The following is a 19390-nucleotide window of genomic DNA, read 5'->3' on the forward strand; positions in this document are numbered from 1 at the left end:
ATGCGCTCCGGTCAGGCGTACTTGATGCTCAGAATTTCATAAGAGCGCACGCCGCCAGGGGTGCGCACCTCGACACTGTCTCCTTCGTCCTTGCCAATCAGGGCACGGGCGATGGGGGATTTGATGTTCAAAAGGCCAGCTTCGATATTGGCTTCATATTCGCCGACGATCTGCCACGTCTTTTCTTCGTCGGTATCCTCGTCGACCAAAGTAACCTTTGCGCCAAACTTGATCGCGCCGGACAGTTTTGCAGGATCAATTACATCCGCCAGCGACAGGATACCTTCCAGTTCTTTAATGCGACCTTCGATAAAGCCCTGCTTTTCGCGGGCTGAATGGTATTCCGCGTTTTCTTTCAGGTCGCCAAGTTCACGCGCCGATGCGATGGCTTCGATAATCGCAGGGCGTTCGACGGATTTGAGGTTCTTCAACTCAGCTGCGAGTGCGGCATTGCCCGCAGGCGTCATCGGGATCTTTTCCATACTCTCTACGTCCACGCATAAACTGACTCGCCCCGCCGCACAGAAGCGGCGGGGCGAGTCCTAGGTTGACGATTACCTGACCCAAATACCACGTGAATTGCAAGGGGTGTCAGCAGCTGCCGCGATCAATTTGCAACATTGCGCCGCCGGGATTGTTTCGGGTGTGGCCTATGGCGATGGTCCGGTTGCCCGCCCTTGCACCATCGCCTCGAAGACGTGCAGAGCCACAGCATCTCAATCATATTGTACCACTTCAAACTCGATGCCGTTGTCATCCCTGAAATAGAACCGACGCCCCGGTTCGTAATCGGCATGATTATGGGGTTCGAACCCCGCCTTGCGCACCTTGGCCTCGGTTGCGTCGATATCTTCGACCAGAACACCAACATGGTTCAGCCCGCCGACGATATCGTAGCTGCTTTCGACCAATGGTTTCGGCGCATCGGGTTTGTAAAGCGCAAGATAGGTGTGGGCCGATCCGACATGCACCGTGTATCCGCCTGATATTGCGGGTCCTTCCCAGCGTGTTTTCCAGCCAAAGACCTGCTGCATCCAGGCGGCCGAGGCCTGTGGGTCGCTGACAGTGAAATTGGTATGTTCAAGCGTTGCCATCATGGGATCTCCTTTTTTGGCTTGTTTCGACTCACCGTAATTTCTAAACCTAACTTTAGGTCAAGGTATTTCTTCGAGGGCGACATGGCTGTTTCAGAAGGGTTGGCAATCGGGGCATTGGCCCGACGTACGGGGTTGGCTGTTTCAGCGATCCGGTATTACGAAGCACAGGGTTTGATCGCGCCCTGGCGTAATGCGGGTGGGCAGCGACGTTACCAGCGGGCAGATATCCGGCGGCTGAGCTTTGTCATGATCGCACAGCAGTTCGGCCTGACCTTGCCTGAAATTCGCGAGGTCTTGTCGGGCTTGCCGGGAAAGCGAACACCGACACCACAGGATTGGAAAGCTATAAGCGTGCGGTTGCGCACTCATCTGGACCAGCGAATCGATACCCTGATGCGATTGCGCGACAATCTGGACGGCTGCATCGGGTGTGGGTGCCTCAGTTTGCCGAAATGCAAGCTTTATAACCCCGATGACAGGGCAAAATCCCATGGTAGCGGTCCCAGATACCTGATGGGTGATGCACCAGAGGACTGATGTGTCGAATAGCGCCCTTGTTACGCCGTGTTTCGATTGACCAAAGTCTTTCTGACCATGTAATCAGCCGTGAAACAAAATTGCGCAGATCCTGCAGTGACAGCGCCAATTCGGAAAGTAAGCTAGGGAGCCCGCGATGGCCGAGATTGAACGCGAAGCAATGGAATATGACGTGGTGATCGCAGGCGCAGGTCCTGCAGGCCTGTCGGCTGCCATTCGTCTGAAACAGCTGGATGCGGACCTGAACGTCGTCGTTCTGGAAAAGGGCTCGGAAGTAGGTGCGCATATCCTGTCTGGCGCAGTTCTCGATCCCTGCGGACTGGATGCATTGATCCCGGATTGGAAGGCAAAGGGTGCTCCGCTGAACGTGCCGGTGCATGAAGACAATTTCTACATGCTGGGCGAGGCAGGCAAGATCCGCATTCCCAACTTCCCGATGCCGCCGTTGATGAACAACCATGGCAACTACATCGTTTCGATGGGCAATGTTTGCCGCTGGATGGCCGAGCAGGCCGAGGAACTGGGCGTGGAAATCTTCCCCGGCATGGCCTGTTCCGAACTGGTTTACGGCGATAACGGTGAAGTCAAAGGCGTAGTGGCCGGTGTCTTTGGTCTGGAAGCGGACGGCTCTTATGGCCCCAACACCGAGCCGGGTATGGAATTGCACGGCAAATACGTCTTCCTGTCGGAAGGTGTGCGCGGCTCACTGTCCAAGGAAGTCATCGCCAAATACGACTTGTCTGCCGGCAAAGAGCCGCAGAAATACGGCGTCGGCATGAAAGAGATCTGGGAGATCGATCCGGCAAAGCACAAGGAAGGTACGGTCACGCACACAATGGGCTGGCCTCTGGGCGGCAACGCAGGCGGCGGGTCGTTCATCTATCATCTTGAAAACAATCAGGTCTATGTCGGCTTTGTGGTTCACCTGAACTACAAAAACCCGCACCTGTACCCCTACATGGAATTCCAGCGCTTCAAGCATCACCCGATGGTGGCGGAGCTGCTGAAAGGCGGCAAGCGCGTGGCTTACGGTGCCCGTGCGATCACCGAAGGCGGCCTTCAATCGATGCCCAAGCTGGTGGCGCCGGGCGTGGCGCTGCTGGGCTGTTCCGCGGGCATGGTCAACGTGCCGCGCATCAAGGGCAACCACAATGCGATGCTGTCTGGTAAGGCCGCGGCTGAGGCTGCTTATGACGCGATCAAGGCTGACCGTTCAGGCGATGAGCTGACCGCTTACGAGGCCGATGTCCGCAATGGCGCAATTGGCAAGGACCTGAAGAAGGTGCGCAACGTCAAGCCGATGTGGTCCAAGTGGGGCATGATCCCTTCGCTGGTGCTGGGTGGTCTGGACATGTGGACCAACACATTGGGCTTTTCGCTCTTTGGTACGCTGGGACATGGCAAGAACGATGCACAGTCGACCGAGGAAGCCAGCAAGCACAAGCCGATCAATTATCCCAAGCCCGATGGCACGCTGTCCTTTGACCGTCTGACCAACGTGTCCTTTGCGGCAACCAATCACGAGGAAAGCCAGCCCTGCCACCTGCGCCTGACGGACCCGGATATCCCGGTCAAGGTCAACCTGCCCAAGTTCGACGAACCGGCGCAGCGCTATTGCCCGGCAGGTGTGTACGAAATGGTCGAGGATGACAACGGTCCGCGATTCGTCATCAACTTCCAGAACTGCGTTCACTGCAAAACCTGTGACATCAAGGATCCAAGCCAGAATATCACCTGGACCACGCCGCAGGGGGGCGACGGACCAAACTATCCGAACATGTAAGCAAAAAACCGGCAATGGCAGGGTCGTGAAGGCTCTGCCATTGCCTCTTGCCGACCGAAGCCCTAGCTTAACCGTCAGTCAACGATAGTAAGGCAGGATTTCGGTGGTTTCCCTGGTTCGTCGCGCGGCATTGTCCGTGCTGCTCATGTCGTCGGTCGCAGTTCCGGCCTTTTCGGATTCGGGTGCCGGTTCATATCTGGCCGGGCGTCAGGCGATCTACGAAAGCGACTATTCTGCGGCGGAAAGATACTACGCCCAGGCTCTCAGGTTTGATCCGGAAAACGCGCTGCTCTTGGAAAGCGTTGTCGTCGCCCGCCTTGCGCTGGGGGAAATTGCCCGTGCTTTGCCTGTTGCAAAGCAGATCGAGGAAGCCAACCTTCCCAGTCAGGCCGCGCGTATGGCGATTTCGGCTAATTTGATTGCAGACGGCAAGTTTGACGAACTTTTGGCGCGTGACCCTGAAACGCAGGGGATCGGTCCTTTGGTTGATGGGCTGATGATTGCATGGGCCCACCTGGGGCAAGGTGAAATGACAAAGGCCATGGAGCAGTTCGATGCCGTGGCCACGCAGGAAGGCCTCAGGGAGTTTGCGCTGTATCACAAAGCCATGGCACTGGCCTCTATCGGCGATTTCGAAGGTGCCGAGGTGATATTTGCGGATAACAACGGCGCGGTTGCGCGGTTCTCGCGCCGGGCCGCGCTGGCCCGTACAGAGGTGCTGTCACAGCTGGATCGCAACGAAGACGCCATACAGTTTCTGGACGATGTGTTTGTTTCCGGTAGCGATCCGACCATTGAAGCCTACACCGGCCAATTGACCGCGGGCGAGACGCTTCCGTTCACCCACGCGGGCTCTGCGCTGGATGGAATGGCGGAAATTTTCTTTACCGTTGGTGCCGCATTGAACAGCGAGGCTTCGGCTGACTACGTCCTGCTTTACGCACGACTGGCGAGCTTTCTGCGCCCTGACCACGTGGACGCCATTCTGCTGAGCGCGGAATTGCTGGACAAGCTGCAACAGTATGATCTGGCCGTTGCCGCCTATCGCATGGTCCCGGCAAGCAGCAATGACCACCATGCCGCAGAACTTGGGCGGGCCGAAATCCTGGACAAATCCGGAAAAACCGATGCAGCCATTGAAGTTCTTCAAAATCTGGCGTTGCAAAATCCTGATTTGCCCAGCGTGCATGTTTCTCTGGCAGATCTTCAGCGTCGTCAGGAAAACTATGCAGCTGCGGTTGCCTCTTATGACACTGCGATTGCTCTGACGGACAGTCAGGCAGGTGGGAATTGGTTCCTGCACTACGCGCGCGGCATAAGCCACGAGCGGCTGAAGCAGTGGGATCAGGCTGAAACCGATTTCCGCCGGGCGCTGGAGTTGAATCCGGATCAGCCGCAGGTGCTGAACTACTTGGGCTATTCTTTGGTAGAACGGAAAGAAAAGCTGGATGAAGCGCTGGACATGATCCAACGCGCGGTCGAAGCCCGCCCGGATAGCGGCTACATCGTGGATAGTCTGGGTTGGGTTCTGTTCCGTCTGGGTCGTTACGGAGAAGCGGTCGAGCATATGGAGCGCGCGGTCGAGCTGATGCCCGTTGATCCTGTCGTCAATGATCATCTGGGGGATGTCTATTGGGCTGTTGGGCGTGCACGCGAGGCCGAGTTCCAATGGAAACGGGCGCTGTCCTTTGTTGATCCCGAAGACACGGACGGCGAGGCTGACCCAGATCGCATTCGACGCAAGATCGAGGTCGGACTAAGTGCCGTTCTGGCCGAAGAAGGTGCGGAACCTTTGAAAGTCGCAAATGGAAATTAAGGCGTTTGCGCCCGCCAAGATCAACCTGACCCTGCATGTGACCGGACGTCGTAAGGACGGTTATCACCTGTTGGATTCGTTAGTGGTTTTTGCAGATCTGGGCGATCAGTTGACATTCTCGCCCGGTCCCGAGCTGACTATCGACGTGACTGGGGAGTTTGCCGAAGGCGTGCCCACGGACAGCCGTAACCTGGTCTGGAAAGCGGCCGAAGGCGTCGGCTGGACCGGGCATGTCGAGCTGATCAAGTCTCTGCCCCACGGGGCAGGTATAGGGGGCGGGTCATCGGATGCGGCCGCCACGCTTTGGGCATTGGCAGGTCAGGGATGTGACGTCCGGCCTGACCTGCCGTTGTCACTGGGGGCAGATGTGCCCGTTTGTCTCGAAAACCGGGCGATCAGAATGCAAGGCATTGGCGATCGTTTGGCGGCGGTGAACCTTCCGCACCTGCCCGCGCTTTTGGTCAACCCGAATGTGCCGGTGCCGACAGGTACCGTTTTCAACGCGCTGGCGTCCCGAGACAATCCACCGATGCCTGAAAGCACACCTGAGTTTGAAAGTGCTGATGAGTGCGCCCAGTGGCTGTGCAATCAACGCAACGATCTGCAAGTGCCCGCCATGAACGTCGCACCTGAGATCGAGCAGGTGTTGGACGAGTTGACGATGACCAATCGCGCGCTCGTGGTGCGCATGTCAGGGTCAGGATCAACCTGTTTTGCGCTCTATCCGACGATGAAAGACGCGCATTTTGCGGCCTATGAGATCGGTGCGGCGCATCCTGACTGGTGGTGCCGCGCGACGCAGCTTAACTAAGGCGCGAGACCACGTAATCGGCCAGTTCGCGCAGCAGGCTGCGAATTTCATGATCGGGCAGAACATCCAAAGATGCCTTTGCCTTGTTCGCCCAGCCCAAAGCGTCCTGCCGGGTTTTTTCCAGCGTTGCGTATTTGTCCATCAAACCCAGCGCATGATCCAGATCACCGTCCTGTTGGCGGCCTTTTTCGATTGTACGCTCCCAGAATGCGCGTTCTTCGGGCGTGGCCTGTGCAACAGCCTTGATGACAGGCAGGGTCAGCTTTCGTTCGCGGAAATCATCGCCCACATTCTTGCCGGTTGTCTTGCTGTCCCCTTGATAGTCCAGCAGATCGTCTGCAATCTGGAATGCGATCCCCAATGCGTCACCATAATCGAACAGGGCCTTGATCTGTTCTTCCGATGCACCGGCGATCACGCCGCCCACCTCGGTCGCAGCTGAAAACAAAGCTGCTGTCTTGCCGCGCACGACCTGTAGGTAAACGCTTTCATCTGTCCGCAGGTCGGTTGCTGCGGTCATTTGCAGCACCTCGCCCTCGGCGATGGTTGCTGAGGCATTGGCCAAGATATCCAGAACCCGCAGCGAACCCGTTTCGACCATCAATTGGAAGCTGCGAGAAAACAGGTAATCACCGACCAGCACACTGGATTTATTGCCCCAAAGTAGATTTGCGGTCGGGCGTCCGCGCCGCTGCGCGCTCTCATCCACAACGTCGTCGTGCAGAAGGGTAGCGGTATGGATGAACTCGACCGTGGCAGCAAGGCGTACATGGTGCTCGCCCGAATAGCCAAACAGCCGCGCCGCTGCCAATGTCAGCATCGGGCGCAGGCGCTTTCCGCCCGCCTCGACCAGATGCTGGGTCACTTCGGGGATACGTGGGGCATGGTCCGACGCCATCCGGGTGCGGATCAACGTGTTCACAGCCTCCATTTCACCCGCCAATATATCAGCGAGGCGCTCATGCGGTTTTGAGATCATGCCGACGGTCATCATTCTCCTGATACAAGGCTCGACTTCCGCCCCGCCTTGCCCTTACATCCATCCCCATGAAAGAACTATTGCGCAGTACCGATCCGACGATCCTGGCCTTTGCATCCGCTCTCCTTGAAGGCGAGGATATAGACTGCTTTCAGATGGACGTAAATATGAGCATCCTCGAAGGTGGGATCGGAATCTTTCCCCGCCGACTGATGGTTCGCGCCGAAGACCTGACCCGTGCTGAACGTGTGATGCGCGACAATGAAATTCCGCTGGGCCGATGACCCGGTTTTCCGATAGCGAACTCAGCTGCAATGATTTCTTGGGGGGCAGGGTTCGATTGCTGCAACCTCGGTCGGGTTATCGTGCCGGGGTCGACCCGGTATTGCTTGCCGCATCCGTTCCGGCCAGCGCAGGTCAGTCCGTGTTGGAACTGGGGTGCGGCGCAGGGGCTGCCATTCTTTGCTTGTCCTCCCGAGTGCCCGGTCTGCACCTGACAGGTATCGAGCTACAGCCTTCCTATGCGGAATTGGCCCGCAGAAATGCGGAAATCAACCGGATAGAGCTGGAAGTTGTCCAAGCTGATCTGACTGCTTTGCCTGAGGCGTTTCGGCAGCGCCAGTTCGATCACGTAATTGCGAATCCGCCCTATTATCGGGCGGGGGCGCATAGCCCTGCAAAGGATGCTGGACGAAGTGTGGCCCTGAGCGAAGACACCCAGTTGGCCGACTGGATTGCAGTGGCTGCCAAACGCCTTGCGCCAAAAGGGTACCTGCACATGATCCAGAAAGCCGATCGACTGCCCGACATGCTGGCAGCGTGCCAGGGGTTTCTGGGATCGGTAGAGTTGTTGCCGCTAAGCCCACGGACAGGGCGAGAGGCTGAGCTGATCATTCTGCGCGCCCGCAAAGGAGGGCGTGCGGCATTTCGCCTCCACCCACCTTTGATTGTGCACACGGGTGAACGTCACGAAAAAGACGGCGAAAGCTATACGGATGCAGTTTCGGCCGTGCTCCGGAAGGCCGCTGCCCTGCCCGGGTTTTGACGACGACCGGCAATGTCCAGCCGATTTTGTCGGATTTGTTTCAGATTCTGTGCGTCTGCAGCGTGACAGGGTGGAAACGATGTGATCAACTTCTTACGTGACATTCAGACACGTATAAAAGGAGGATCGCAATGAGCGTGAGCGCACATCTGACAGAACTGAAGAAAAAGCACGAATCTCTCGGTCTAGAAGTAGAACAAGCCCAACGCTCGCCAGGCATCGATGATCTCCACATAGCCCAGCTGAAGAAACAGAAGCTCAAGCTGAAGGAAGAGATCGAGCGACTGTCTGCTTAAGATTTCAAACTGGAACGGGCCGCGATCAAGGCCCCGCCGGTAATCAGAAAGGCCGCGATCGCCAGCCCCCAGGATGGGGCAGCGATCCCGGCCATCACCAAAGCAAGTGTCGACAATAACGGGGCCGCGTAAGATGAGGTTCCGAGCATTTGAATATCGCCCTGCTTTACCCCGATATCCCAGATATAAAAGGCCAGTCCAACGGGCCCGAGGCCAAGCGCCAGTACAGAAACCCACCCCAGTGTCGTGTTAGGCAGCACGGCGTCTTCTATAGCCAGATGCAGCAGACCCGAAGCCAACGCAGCCATCAGACAAAAGACCGCAACCGAACTGGTCGGTGTACCCCCCAATTTGCGCGACAGAACCGAATAGCCTGACCATGTCAGGGCGCAAAGCAAGGCCAATGCATACCCGGGTAGATGTTGCGCCTGAAAACCGGCGCTTCCGCCTCCGGTGATGATCAAAGCAGCCCCAGCAAAGCCAAGGCATGCCCCAACCAGATGACCAGCGCGAAGCCGTTCGCCCGGCAGCAGGCCGGAAAACAGAACGATAAGAAGGGGCCAGAGATAGGCAATAAGTCCGGCCTCGGCCGCAGGGGCCATACGCAGGGCCGAAAAATACAATGCGTGGTACCCGAACAGACCCAATGAACCGAACAGGTAGGTCGTCCAGGGGACTTGTTTCAACCCGCTAAACCCACCGGTTGCTGCTGTCCAGATCAACCCAAGCGCCCCACCAATCGAAAAGCAAATCGTGTTCAACAGCAAAGGTGGTGTGGGTGCAGAGCCGACGGTCAAAAGTGCCAGCAAAGCCCATAATAGTACGGCCCCAAAGCCGATGGCTGTTGCGCGCGTTTTGGTCATGATCCGGAAACCTCTTCGATCGGAATAATGTCGAACTCATCCGAAATATGCGCGGTCTTTTCAATCTCGGTCAGGAACCAATCCCGAAATGCTGCGATCTGAGGGCGTTTCTCGGCCCCCGGAAGGCACAGGAACCGGAACCGGCCCTGCGTTTCCAGCGCGACCTTGAAGGGGGCAACCAGCCGACCCTCGGTCAAGTCCTTGAGGATCATGGCGCGTCGTCCAAGGGCGACACCAACACCGGCGACAGCGGCGTCAATCGCGTGATCTGCGTTGGAAAAATGCGCCCCATGAGTGGGGATGAAATCGATACATACAGCGCGGAACCAGGCGGGCCAGTCGCAGGGCGGGGTCAGAAAATTGATCGAATCGTCGTGGATCAACGGTGCGTCGCGCAGGCTGTCTGGCGTGGTGAATTGCTCCGCCAGCTCCGGAGTCATGACCGGGGTCAGCCACTCTTTTCTTACAGGTACGGAATACAGCCCCTCATCGGCGGAATTGCCAAACCGGATGGCAACATCCACATCATCCCGCTCCAGATCCATGTTGCGCAATGTGGCCGAGAATTTCAGGTCGATTTCCGGATGTGCACGGGCGAATTCGTAAAGGCGAGGTGCGAGCCACTTTGCAGTCAGTGCCGGACCTGCGGTGACGGTCAATCCGGTGTCATCCTCCTGCCTGCGTACGGCGCGCCACGCGCTTTGCAATGTGGCAAAGCCCTCTGCCGCGCCGGGGGCCAGGGCGCGGCCCGCATCGGTCAGTTCCACAGCACGGTTCAGACGGCGGAACAGAGGGCGACCCAGATGCTCCTCAAGCGATTTGATCTGAAAGGACAGGGCTGCTGGCGTCACGTGCAGTTCTTCCGCCGCTTTCGCGAACGACATGTGCCGGGCCGCGGCATCAAAAGCCCGAAGCGCGGTAAGTGGGGGCAGATAATCACTCATGGTCAAGAAATTCTTAACTGAAGGTTCAGAAAACTTCGTTTGTCATGATCCCAGGTGACCTTCATATTCACATCAGGTCAAGCAAAACTGAATTGAAAGGCGGCTGCCATGATCGAGATGACAACAAATCCCGCCGCCCAAGTGGCGATCCTGCGCGCGCATGAAGAGCGTGGCAAGGTGGTCCGGCAGTTGTGGAATTGGGTATCGGGTTCCCGCTGATCGCAGCGCGCGCGATCTTACGGGATAAGGATGGGCCGGCCCTGATGGACCGGCCCGTTTTCACAATTCTGATTGCAGATCAGACGAAAAACTGGGCGCCGTTGGCCGAGATGGTCGAGCCGTTGATGAACTGAGATTCGTCCGAGGCCAGGAAGGTCACACAGCGTGCAATCTCTTCTGGTTCGCCCAGACGACCGGCGGGGATCTGGCCAATAATCGATTCGCGTACCTTTTCGGGCACCGCCATCACCATCTCGGTTGCAATATAACCGGGGCAGATCGCGTTGGCCGTGATGCCCGCTCGCGCGCCTTCCTGCGCCAGAGATTTCACGATGCCCAGATCGCCCGCCTTGGTCGCAGCATAGTTCACCTGAGCGAACTGACCTTTCTGGCCGTTGATCGAGCTGATGACGATGACACGGCCAAATTTGCGCTCGCGCATGCCGGGCCAGACAGGGTGCACAGTGTTGAACACGCCGGTCAGGTTGGTGTCGATCACGTCTTTCCACTGATCGGGTGTCATTTTGTGGAAAGGTGCATCACGGGTGATGCCTGCGTTGGCGACAACGATGTCGATGGGGCCAACCTCGGCCTCAACCTTTTCGATTCCCGCTTTGGATTCGTCATAATCGGCGACGTTCCACTTGTAGGTCTTGATGCCGGTTTCTTCGGTGAATTTCGCGGCGGCTTCGTCATTCCCTGCATAGGTGGCCGCAACGTTGTATCCTTCGGCTTTGAGCGCCTTGGAAATTGCTGCGCCAATGCCGCGGGAACCGCCGGTAACGAGTGCTGTACGTGCCATTTAGGACTCCTCCAATTTTAGTCGCCTTGGTAATGCTGTTACTTTGAGAGATGTTTGTGCGCAATATTGTTTCGTCGTTAAGGTGTTTATTTCGGATGGCAATATCGTCGCATCTAAGGGGTACGACCCCAGTGTAACAAAAAAGGGCGTCCCATGGACGCCCTTTTCTATTTGGTTATTGGCGCACTTAGTCGCGCTCCACACACAGGGCGACACCCATGCCGCCGCCGATGCACAAGGTGGCCAGACCTTTCTTTGCGTCGCGGCGCTTCATTTCGAACAGCAGCGTGTTCAGAACGCGGCAACCTGATGCGCCGATTGGGTGGCCGATGGCAATTGCGCCGCCGTTCACGTTCACAATCGACGGATCCCAGCCCATGTCTTTGTTCACTGCGCAGGCCTGCGCGGCAAAGGCTTCGTTGGCTTCAACCAGGTCCAGATCGTCGACGGACCAACCTGCTTTTTCCAATGCCTTGCGCGAAGCGTAGATCGGGCCAACGCCCATGATCGACGGGTCCAGCCCGGCAGTTGCGTAGGACGCGATGCGCGCCAAAGGTTCGATTCCGCGCTTCTCTGCGTTTTGAGCTGACATCAGCAGGGTTGCGGCCGCGCCGTCGTTCAGGCCCGAAGCGTTTGCAGCAGTGACCGATCCGTCCTTGGTAAAGGCGGGGCGCAGCTTTGCCATGGCTTCCATTGTAGCGCCGTGGCGGATGTATTCGTCCTTGTCCATCACGATGTCACCCTTGCGGGTCTTGATGGTGAAGGGCACGATTTCGTCGACAAACTTGCCAGCTTTTTGCGCCGCCTCAGCCTTGTTCTGCGAGGCGACAGCGAATTCATCCTGCATGTCGCGGCTGATCTGCCATTTTTCGGCAACATTTTCCGCCGTTTGGCCCATGTGATAGCCGTTGAAGGCATCCCACAGACCATCGCGGATCATGGTGTCGATATATTTCATATCACCCATCTTGTGACCGGCGCGCAGGGCAGCTGCGTGGGGCGACAGGGTCATGTTCTCTTGGCCACCAGCGGCGACGATGTCGGCATCGCCGAGTTGGATGTGCTGAGCGCCCAATGCGACCGCACGCAGGCCCGAGCCGCAAACCTGGTTGATGCCCCAGGCGGCACTTTCCTGCGGCAAACCGGCGTTGATATGCGCCTGCCGAGCCGGGTTTTGGCCCTGAGCCGCTGTCAGCACCTGACCCAAGATGGATTCGCTGACTTCGCCTTTTTCAATCCCGGCGCGCTCAACAACTGCTTCCAGGACGGCCGCGCCCAGATCATGTGCGGGGGTGTTCGCAAACGAACCACTAAAGCTGCCAACACCTGTTCGTGCGGCGGATGCGATTACTACGTTGGTCATATGATCAGTCCTTTACCGTCATTGTCTGGCGGAATGTCTGACGGCGCAGGCCGAGAGTTTCCCTCTCGAAACAAGAGCGCCCCGTTATCCCCCGCTCAAGTACTTCTGCAATAGCGTAATGCTGCACTTGCAGCAACGGGCAGCTTGCCTCAGCTTGGGAAATGGCGGAAAAATGTCGATCACCCACGGGTCAACTTGCTGTTTTTGAACTTCTTTCCTGCTTCCACGGGGGCGAAACACTGGGCGCACCAAACAAAAAGCCCTGCATGCAATCCACGCCACTCGAACGCAAAAATGCTGCATCCTTGTGAGTTTCGACCGATTCGGCAGTGACCAGGATTTCAAACTCACGCGCCACGGCAATCAGGGCCCGCACCAAAGCCTGGTTGTCGGGGCTGTCGCTGATGCCCCTGATAAACTGTCCATCGATCTTGGCGGCGTCGAACAGAAATTCGCGAAAGTGGCGGAAACTGAAGTTGCTGGCTCCAAAGTCGTCTAGCGCAAAGGCGATGCCACGATCCTGAAGGCGGTCCATGAAGTCGACCACCAATTCAGGCACCTGCATGGCAGAGCTTTCGGAGATTTCGAGGATCAGCCGTTCGCCCAGCTGCGGGTCCCGTTTCAGAAACCGGTCCAGTATTCCGGACCAGTTGGAATAACCGATCGAGCGGGCGGACATGTTGATCGACAGGCGGATCTGGGGGTTCTTCACTAACGTGCGCAGACCAAGTTCCAACGCGACGCAGTCGAGATCACGTCCGATCGGAGTGTTTTCAACCTGTGGCATGAACTCGCGCGCCGGGATAACGCGCCCTGTTTCATCCAATACACGAATGAAGCCTTCGTAAAACGCGATGTCATGCGGCGGGTGCGCCTGGACAACCGGCTGAAAGGCCAACCGACATTGCTTGTGCTTCACAGCATCGGTTGCCATCTGCACCACCGAACGATCCCGCGTTGACACTGCTGCATTCAAAGGGGTGTCCAACCCTTCGGGAAGATTGGTGAGCTTTTTGTTTCCCATAGGCGCAGATTCCCGTGTGTCCGGAACAGGTGTTTTGACACAGTTTCGGGGCAAACAGATGAATCTGCGGTTAAAGCGTCAGAAGAAGTTGCTAATCGTGGTTTCAGCGCGCGGAATGTTCGGCACGGACAAGTGATGCCGCGGCTCCAAGAAGGGCTCCTGTCGCACCCAGAATCATCAGGGCAAAACCCAATGCGACCAGTGCACCAACAAAGCTGCCAAGCGCAGCAAGCATGGCCAGCAACAGGCCAAACAACCCGACGAAGGTCGAAATGGTTGCCAAACGTTTCATGCCGCCCTTCGCTCAGTTATGCGCCACATTCACTCACCGATATGGCGTGCAAAGACCGGAGTTCAAGTCTGGGCGGGGCCTGTTGGCTGTGTCAGGCCTGTTCTGCCTGGCCTTTGGGCAGGATCTTGTCGACCTGCTCAAAACCGGGCGTTCCCCGGTCCTCGGGGTGGCGAGCCAAGTGCTTGGCTTTTATCTGTTCCGAGTTGTCGCGGCTGCCGTCGTGGCTGTACCCAGGAGGTGCAAAACAATAGGCCAGACGTTGCCGCAGTGTCAGGCCTGGCTGCGTGGTATCGTGCCAAATGCCGACCCATTCGTGAAACGCAACGCGCAACGGGTTGAAGGTGCCGATATTGTGAACCAGCCCGTAGTCGACACGGTCGTTTTCCAGTTCAGGCACAAAGGTCCCAAACAGCTTGTCCCAGATGATGAAAACTCCGGCGTAATTACAATCCAGGTACCGCGCGTTCCTGCCGTGATGCGCGCGATGATGGCTGGGGGTATTCATGACCGCTTCGAACCATCGGGGCATTTTGCCGATGGCCTCGGTGTGAATCCAGAACTGATAGATCAGGTTCAATCCACCGACGAACAGAACCATGGCGGGATGGAAACCCAGCAGGATCAGCGGCGCGCGAACGACCATCATGAACGTAAAGGTATAGGTCCAAGTCTGCCGCAGAGCTGTGGTCAGATTGTAGTGCTGTGAACTGTGGTGGTTGACATGGCTGGCCCAGACCCAGCGAATACGATGCCCAAAACGGTGTACCCAGTAATAGCGAAGGTCATCCAGAACAAAGCACAGAATGATAACGGGAATTGACGTGCCAAGGTCCAAAGGAGTGATCTGCCACAGCCACATGAAAAACGCATAGGCAATAAAGCCCAGCAAAAAGCCCGACGCGATGTTCCCGGCCCCCATGATCAGCGAGGTCACAGCGTCGCGCGTTTCATACCGCCCGCCTTTGCCCTTGACTGCGATCCACAGGAATTCCGCCAGTATGGCAGCGATAAAAAACGGGACGGCCCATTGCACCGCATCGGGAAAACTTACCTGGTCTGTCATGCGGGCCTCATCAAGTGTTGCCAGTGCTGGCGTTCTGTCTGGTCAAGGTGAAGGGTCGCGCGCGGTGTGCTGAAGTCGTGAAACCGAACTTCGATGCCACTGGCAGTCTCAAACCAGTCGAAATCCTGAAGATGCCGCGCTACTGTATCGGCCCCAAAGGACCAGATCAGCCCGGCCCCGTTCTGGGTTCGCACCAGCGCCGCGTGGCCGTCATGGGCGATTGTCACGTCGATCACCGTGTCATCGGGAAAATGCCGCATCCATTGGCGCGGCGCCGTGTCCGGCGTCAGCACGTGCAACCGCGACTTGCCCGTCAGATGCAGCAACAGCGTAATCCCGGCTATGCCCCCAACGACCAGCACCAATAGAATTTCCAGCGGCATTCCATCCTCCTGAGCGCAGAGTGCAAAGGAGGATGGAAACTGTCAAAGGTGGCGTCGCGTCAGTTGTGTTCCAAAACCAAGGCTTTGACCGGCCCCATTCGACAAGCGGGAATACTGGTCGGAGATCGTGTAGGTTACCGGATCTCCCTTGCCCTTCTTGCTTACATCCTTGGCAGTAGCAGCATCGGCGGCCATCTAGAAAACACCCGCCATCGCCGCAATTCCTGCAATTGGTTTCACCAAAATATCCTCCGGGTTGAATGCCCGGAGGATAGGATGATTCACTGATTTTCAAGCTATTTCATCAGCTTTCTGCGCCAACAAGCGTCGAGATAATCGCCTTGGCGCTGTCCGAATTCCATTCGGCGTCGCCGATCAAACGCGCGATTTCCTGACCTTCGGGATTCAGAATGACCGTGATGGGCAACGCAATTACGCCAAATTCGCGCGCGGCGGCCGAGCTGAGGTCCTGATGACGCGGCAGGTTGGATATGCCATTTTCTTCAAAGAACTTCTTGATCCCAGCTGGCGAGTTGCGGCCTGTGGCAAGAGTCAGAACCTGGAACTTGTCACCCCCGAACTCGTCCTGCAATTCGGCGATCTGCGGCATCTCTTTGCGGCAGGGGGCGCACCAGGTGGCCCAGAAGTTCAGCAGAACATACTTGCCCTCATAATCGGCCAGCGTGCCGACACCCCCGTCATCTTCCAGCTGAAACTCGATCACTTTTGCCGGTTTGGGTTCTTCATGCAGGATTAGGCGCTTCAGACTGCCTTCCCGTAAGGGGCCCAGTGTCGCGGCATCGGTTGCCAAAGCGGCATTTGCACCTAGCGCAAGGGCCATATAAAGGGGGATCAAACGAAATAGGCGCATATCAACTCCGGGTTTTCTTACATGACCGATCAATCCTCGAACCAGATGTGGGGCGGCCGCTTTGCCGCCGGTCCAGACGCGATCATGGAGGCGATCAACGCCTCGATCGGGTTCGATCAGCGGATGGCAGCCCAGGACATCGAAGGCTCGCGCGCCCATGCGGCCATGTTGGCTGCTACAGGCGTCATAAGTGATAGTGATGCGCAGGCCATTCGGGAAGGGCTGCTCACCGTTTTGTCAGAAATCCAGAGCGGCACGTTTCAGTTTTCAACTGCGTTGGAAGACATACACATGAATGTCGAGGCGCGGCTGAAAGAGATCATCGGCGAGCCTGCTGGCCGTTTGCACACAGGGCGTTCGCGCAATGATCAGGTGGCGACGGATTTCAAACTGTGGGTCCGGGATCAGCTAGACGCGGCTGAAACTGGTCTGCTGGCTCTGATTCGCGCGCTTTTGGCACAGGCCGAAGCAGGCGCCGATTGGGTCATGCCCGGCTTCACCCACCTGCAAACTGCGCAACCCGTAACATGGGGCCACCACATGATGGCCTATGTCGAGATGTTCGGCCGCGACCTGAGCCGAGTCCGCGACGCCCGTGCCCGAATGAACGAATCCCCGTTGGGGGCCGCCGCACTGGCGGGTACATCTTTCCCCATTGATCGCCATATGACGGCGCAGGCGTTGGGCTTTGATCGCCCCGCCGCCAACTCGCTGGATGCCGTCAGCGACCGCGATTTCGCGCTGGAGTTCCTGTCGACCGCCTCGATCTGCGCTGTGCACCTGTCGCGCTTTGCCGAGGAGCTGGTGATTTGGTCGTCGGCCCAGTTCCGTTTCGTGTCCCTGTCCGACCGGTTTTCGACCGGCTCGTCGATCATGCCGCAGAAAAAGAACCCGGATGCAGCCGAACTGATCCGCGCCAAGGTTGGGCGTATCTATGGGGCCAATACCGCGCTGATGATGGTGATGAAGGGCCTGCCGCTGACCTATTCAAAGGACATGCAGGAGGACAAGGAACAGGTCTTTGATGCCGCCGACAACTGGATGCTGGCACTGGCTGCGATGGAAGGGATGGTCAAGGACATGACCGCCAACCGCGACAGCCTTGCCGCCGCCGCCGGCTCGGGTTTCTCGACCGCTACGGATCTGGCCGACTGGCTGGTGCGGGTGCTGGGCCTGCCGTTCCGGGATGCGCATCACGTCACCGGATCACTGGTGGCCATGGCCGAAGGCAAGGATTGTGATCTGCCCGACCTGACGCTGGATGATATGCAATCGGTCCATGGTGATATCTCGGATGATGTCTACTCTGTCCTTGGCGTCGACAATTCGGTAAACTCGCGGCAGTCCTACGGTGGTACCGCCCCCGATCAGGTGCGGGCCCAGATCGAACGATGGAAGGCAATGGTATGACAACCGCGCTACGTGCGATCCTGATTGCGGTTTCCGGTCTGGTGCTGGCCGGGTGCGGGGCTGATGGCGAGCCTGATCAACCAACTGCCCCTCAACCCACGGTCAGTGCCACCATTGGGGTTGGATCAAGCGGCGCGTATGTTGGCGGGGGTGTCGGCCTAAGCCGCGGACCGCTGGGCATTTATCTTGGATTCTGATCCTTTTGAATGTTGCGCCCATGGTCCCGGCACCTCATGTTGGGTCCACGTATCGATTACCTGTCACACAAAGAAATGGTATTGAAATGAAAATTCTGGGATTGGTTTGTGCTCTTGCTGTTTTGGCGGCTTGCGAGCCTTCGTCAGCGCGACGTCCGGAACCTGCGGCCGAACCAAAACAATCGGGCACCGGCATTTCAATCTCGGGCTATGGCCGAGTTGGTGTTTCAACGCAAAACTAAACCGGGACTAAGGATACAGAATCCATTGATCCGAAGTCCTTTTATGGTCTAAGCGCGCAAGCATGGATCACTTTTTGTACCGCGACGGCGCGCTTTACGCCGAGGATGTCCCCGTCTCCGAAATCGCAGCCGCGGTTGGAACACCGTTCTACGTCTATTCCACGGCTACATTGCTGCGGCATTTCAAGCTGTTCGATGACGCGTTGGACGGCACCGATCATCTGGTCTGCTACGCGATGAAGGCGGCCAGCAATCAGGCGATCCTTAAGACATTGGCCCAAGCAGGTGCGGGGATGGACGTGGTCTCGGGCGGAGAATATCTGCGTGCGAAGGCGGCTGGTGTTCCCGGTGACAATATCGTGTTCTCAGGTGTGGGGAAAACAGCGGACGAGATACGCATGGCGCTGAGCGGCGGCATTCGCCAGTTCAATGTCGAATCCGAGCCCGAAATGGAAGTGATCAACGCCATTGCGCTTGAGCTTGGCGTGATCGCGCCGATTACCGTCAGGGTGAACCCGGATGTTGATGCCAGGACGCATGCCAAGATTGCCACGGGCAAGTCCGAGAACAAGTTTGGCATTCCGATTGCCCGTGCCTCGGAAGTTTACGCCCACGCCGCCAGCCTGCCGGGGTTGGAGGTGATCGGCATCGACGTTCATATTGGTTCGCAATTGACCGAACTTGAACCGTATGAGCTGGCCTACACAAAGGTGGCCGAGTTGACCGAGCGCCTCCGCTCTGAAGGTCACAACATTAGGCGCCTCGACCTGGGCGGTGGTTTGGGCATTCCATACACCCGGTCGAACGACGCACCGCCCTTGCCGATTGAATATGGTGCGCTGGTCAAGAAAACACTGGGCCATCTGGGTTGTGAGATCGAGATTGAGCCGGGCCGCCTGATCGCGGGCAATGCCGGGATCATGGTCAGCAAGGTCATCTATGTGAAATCAGGCGAAGGTCGCGACTTTTTGATCCTTGATGGGGCGATGAATGACCTGATCCGGCCTGCAATGTACGAAGCGTACCACGATATCATAGCGGTGCAGGAACCGGCGGCTGGCGTGGAACAGCAAGCCTATGACATCGTAGGCCCGGTCTGCGAATCCGGGGATACCTTTGCCAAGCAGCGCAATATGCCACCGTTGAAATCGGGTGATCTGGTCGCATTTCGCAGCGCGGGTGCATACGGTGCGGTGATGTCCAGCGAATACAATACCCGTCCGTTGATCCCTGAAGTTCTGGTGAATGGCGATCAATTTGCAGTCATTCGTGAACGGCCAAGCTTTGACGAAATCATAAACCGCGATACCATACCATCGTGGCTTTGACGCGATAACCGCGCGGGCCCGTCCC

22 protein-coding genes are annotated in these 19390 nt (G+C 57.4%); 10 read left to right on the forward strand and 12 right to left on the reverse strand.

The window, feature by feature from the left end; translation table 11 throughout:
- Positions 1-11 precede the first annotated feature (11 nt).
- Both greA and ACR0AP_RS10405 read right to left on the reverse strand, forming a co-directional pair.
- Positions 12-482 (reverse strand): transcription elongation factor GreA, encoded by a 471-nt coding sequence (gene greA, locus ACR0AP_RS10400; protein WP_209506599.1) that lies wholly within the window; start codon positions 480-482, stop codon positions 12-14.
- Between the two features lie 234 nt (positions 483-716).
- The gene (locus tag ACR0AP_RS10405; RefSeq protein ID WP_209598670.1) at positions 717-1097 is read right to left on the reverse strand and encodes a VOC family protein; all 381 of its coding nucleotides are present in this window, start codon (positions 1095-1097) and stop codon (positions 717-719) included.
- An 81-nt stretch (positions 1098-1178) separates the two neighbouring features.
- Between ACR0AP_RS10405 and soxR the strand changes: the two genes are divergently transcribed.
- From soxR to ACR0AP_RS10425, 4 genes are all read left to right on the forward strand, one after another.
- A complete protein-coding gene (gene soxR, locus ACR0AP_RS10410) occupies positions 1179-1634 on the forward strand; it encodes a redox-sensitive transcriptional activator SoxR (protein ID WP_209598669.1) in 456 nt (151 codons plus the stop codon).
- Between the two features lie 136 nt (positions 1635-1770).
- Complete coding sequence (locus ACR0AP_RS10415) at positions 1771-3417, forward strand: electron transfer flavoprotein-ubiquinone oxidoreductase (protein WP_480506700.1); 1647 nt, start codon at positions 1771-1773, stop codon at positions 3415-3417.
- A 145-nt stretch (positions 3418-3562) separates the two neighbouring features.
- The gene (locus ACR0AP_RS10420; RefSeq protein ID WP_480506819.1) at positions 3563-5233 is read left to right on the forward strand and encodes a tetratricopeptide repeat protein; all 1671 of its coding nucleotides are present in this window, start codon (positions 3563-3565) and stop codon (positions 5231-5233) included.
- Positions 5223-6044: a 4-(cytidine 5'-diphospho)-2-C-methyl-D-erythritol kinase gene (locus tag ACR0AP_RS10425; protein WP_480506701.1), complete on the forward strand. Its 822-nt coding sequence runs from the start codon at positions 5223-5225 to the stop codon at positions 6042-6044. The genes ACR0AP_RS10420 and ACR0AP_RS10425 overlap by 11 nt, the downstream gene beginning before the upstream one ends.
- Here the strand turns inward: ACR0AP_RS10425 and ACR0AP_RS10430 are convergent.
- Positions 6037-7035: a polyprenyl synthetase family protein gene (locus ACR0AP_RS10430; RefSeq protein WP_480506820.1), complete on the reverse strand. Its 999-nt coding sequence runs from the start codon at positions 7033-7035 to the stop codon at positions 6037-6039. The genes ACR0AP_RS10425 and ACR0AP_RS10430 overlap by 8 nt on opposite strands.
- Before the next feature lie 56 nt (positions 7036-7091).
- Between ACR0AP_RS10430 and ACR0AP_RS10435 the strand changes: the two genes are divergently transcribed.
- The 3 genes from ACR0AP_RS10435 (at position 7092) to ACR0AP_RS10445 (ending at position 8364) form a co-directional block, all read left to right on the forward strand.
- On the forward strand, positions 7092-7307 hold the full coding sequence (locus tag ACR0AP_RS10435) for a putative signal transducing protein (RefSeq protein WP_050604033.1): 216 nt from the start codon (positions 7092-7094) through the stop codon (positions 7305-7307).
- Positions 7304-8068, forward strand: a complete 765-nt coding sequence (locus ACR0AP_RS10440) for a tRNA1(Val) (adenine(37)-N6)-methyltransferase (RefSeq protein ID WP_480506702.1) — start codon at positions 7304-7306, stop codon at positions 8066-8068. Before ACR0AP_RS10435 ends, ACR0AP_RS10440 begins: the two co-directional genes overlap by 4 nt.
- 131 nt (positions 8069-8199) lie before the next feature.
- Entirely contained in the window at positions 8200-8364 is a 165-nt protein-coding gene (locus ACR0AP_RS10445) for a YdcH family protein (RefSeq protein ID WP_083445267.1), read from the forward strand.
- On the opposite strand, the gene yddG is transcribed toward ACR0AP_RS10445, so the two are convergent.
- From yddG to ACR0AP_RS10490, 9 genes are all read right to left on the reverse strand, one after another.
- Complete coding sequence (gene yddG / locus ACR0AP_RS10450; RefSeq protein WP_209598665.1) at positions 8361-9227, reverse strand: aromatic amino acid exporter YddG; 867 nt, start codon at positions 9225-9227, stop codon at positions 8361-8363. The genes ACR0AP_RS10445 and yddG overlap by 4 nt on opposite strands.
- A complete protein-coding gene (locus ACR0AP_RS10455) occupies positions 9224-10171 on the reverse strand; it encodes a transcriptional regulator GcvA (RefSeq protein ID WP_480506704.1) in 948 nt (315 codons plus the stop codon). Before ACR0AP_RS10455 ends, yddG begins: the two co-directional genes overlap by 4 nt.
- Before the next feature lie 298 nt (positions 10172-10469).
- Positions 10470-11192 carry an acetoacetyl-CoA reductase gene (gene phbB / locus ACR0AP_RS10460; RefSeq protein WP_209506587.1) on the reverse strand — a complete coding sequence of 241 codons (723 nt, stop codon included), beginning with the start codon at positions 11190-11192 and terminating at the stop codon, positions 10470-10472.
- 187 nt (positions 11193-11379) lie between these two features.
- A complete protein-coding gene (locus ACR0AP_RS10465) occupies positions 11380-12555 on the reverse strand; it encodes an acetyl-CoA C-acetyltransferase (protein WP_480506706.1) in 1176 nt (391 codons plus the stop codon).
- A gap of 190 nt (positions 12556-12745) precedes the next feature.
- On the reverse strand, positions 12746-13579 hold the full coding sequence (locus ACR0AP_RS10470; protein WP_480506708.1) for an EAL domain-containing protein: 834 nt from the start codon (positions 13577-13579) through the stop codon (positions 12746-12748).
- A gap of 103 nt (positions 13580-13682) precedes the next feature.
- Positions 13683-13871 (reverse strand): hypothetical protein, encoded by a 189-nt coding sequence (locus ACR0AP_RS10475; RefSeq protein WP_480506710.1) that lies wholly within the window; start codon positions 13869-13871, stop codon positions 13683-13685.
- Between the two features lie 91 nt (positions 13872-13962).
- Positions 13963-14934, reverse strand: coding sequence for a sterol desaturase family protein (locus tag ACR0AP_RS10480; protein ID WP_480483110.1), 972 nt, complete (start codon positions 14932-14934; stop codon positions 13963-13965).
- A complete protein-coding gene (locus ACR0AP_RS10485; RefSeq protein WP_480506712.1) occupies positions 14931-15317 on the reverse strand; it encodes a hypothetical protein in 387 nt (128 codons plus the stop codon). Before ACR0AP_RS10485 ends, ACR0AP_RS10480 begins: the two co-directional genes overlap by 4 nt.
- 304 nt (positions 15318-15621) lie before the next feature.
- Positions 15622-16188: a TlpA disulfide reductase family protein gene (locus ACR0AP_RS10490; RefSeq protein ID WP_480506714.1), complete on the reverse strand. Its 567-nt coding sequence runs from the start codon at positions 16186-16188 to the stop codon at positions 15622-15624.
- A gap of 21 nt (positions 16189-16209) precedes the next feature.
- Here ACR0AP_RS10490 and argH point away from each other — a divergent pair, with 21 nt between their 5' ends.
- The 3 genes from argH (at position 16210) to lysA (ending at position 19365) form a co-directional block, all read left to right on the forward strand.
- Positions 16210-17598: an argininosuccinate lyase gene (gene argH / locus ACR0AP_RS10495; protein ID WP_480486632.1), complete on the forward strand. Its 1389-nt coding sequence runs from the start codon at positions 16210-16212 to the stop codon at positions 17596-17598.
- Complete coding sequence (locus ACR0AP_RS10500) at positions 17595-17795, forward strand: argininosuccinate lyase (RefSeq protein WP_480486634.1); 201 nt, start codon at positions 17595-17597, stop codon at positions 17793-17795. The genes argH and ACR0AP_RS10500 overlap by 4 nt, the downstream gene beginning before the upstream one ends.
- Positions 17796-18099: 304 nt before the next feature.
- A complete protein-coding gene (lysA, locus tag ACR0AP_RS10505) occupies positions 18100-19365 on the forward strand; it encodes a diaminopimelate decarboxylase (protein ID WP_480506716.1) in 1266 nt (421 codons plus the stop codon).
- Positions 19366-19390 lie beyond the last annotated feature (25 nt).

The organism is Ruegeria sp. AF7, from assembly GCF_056541885.1.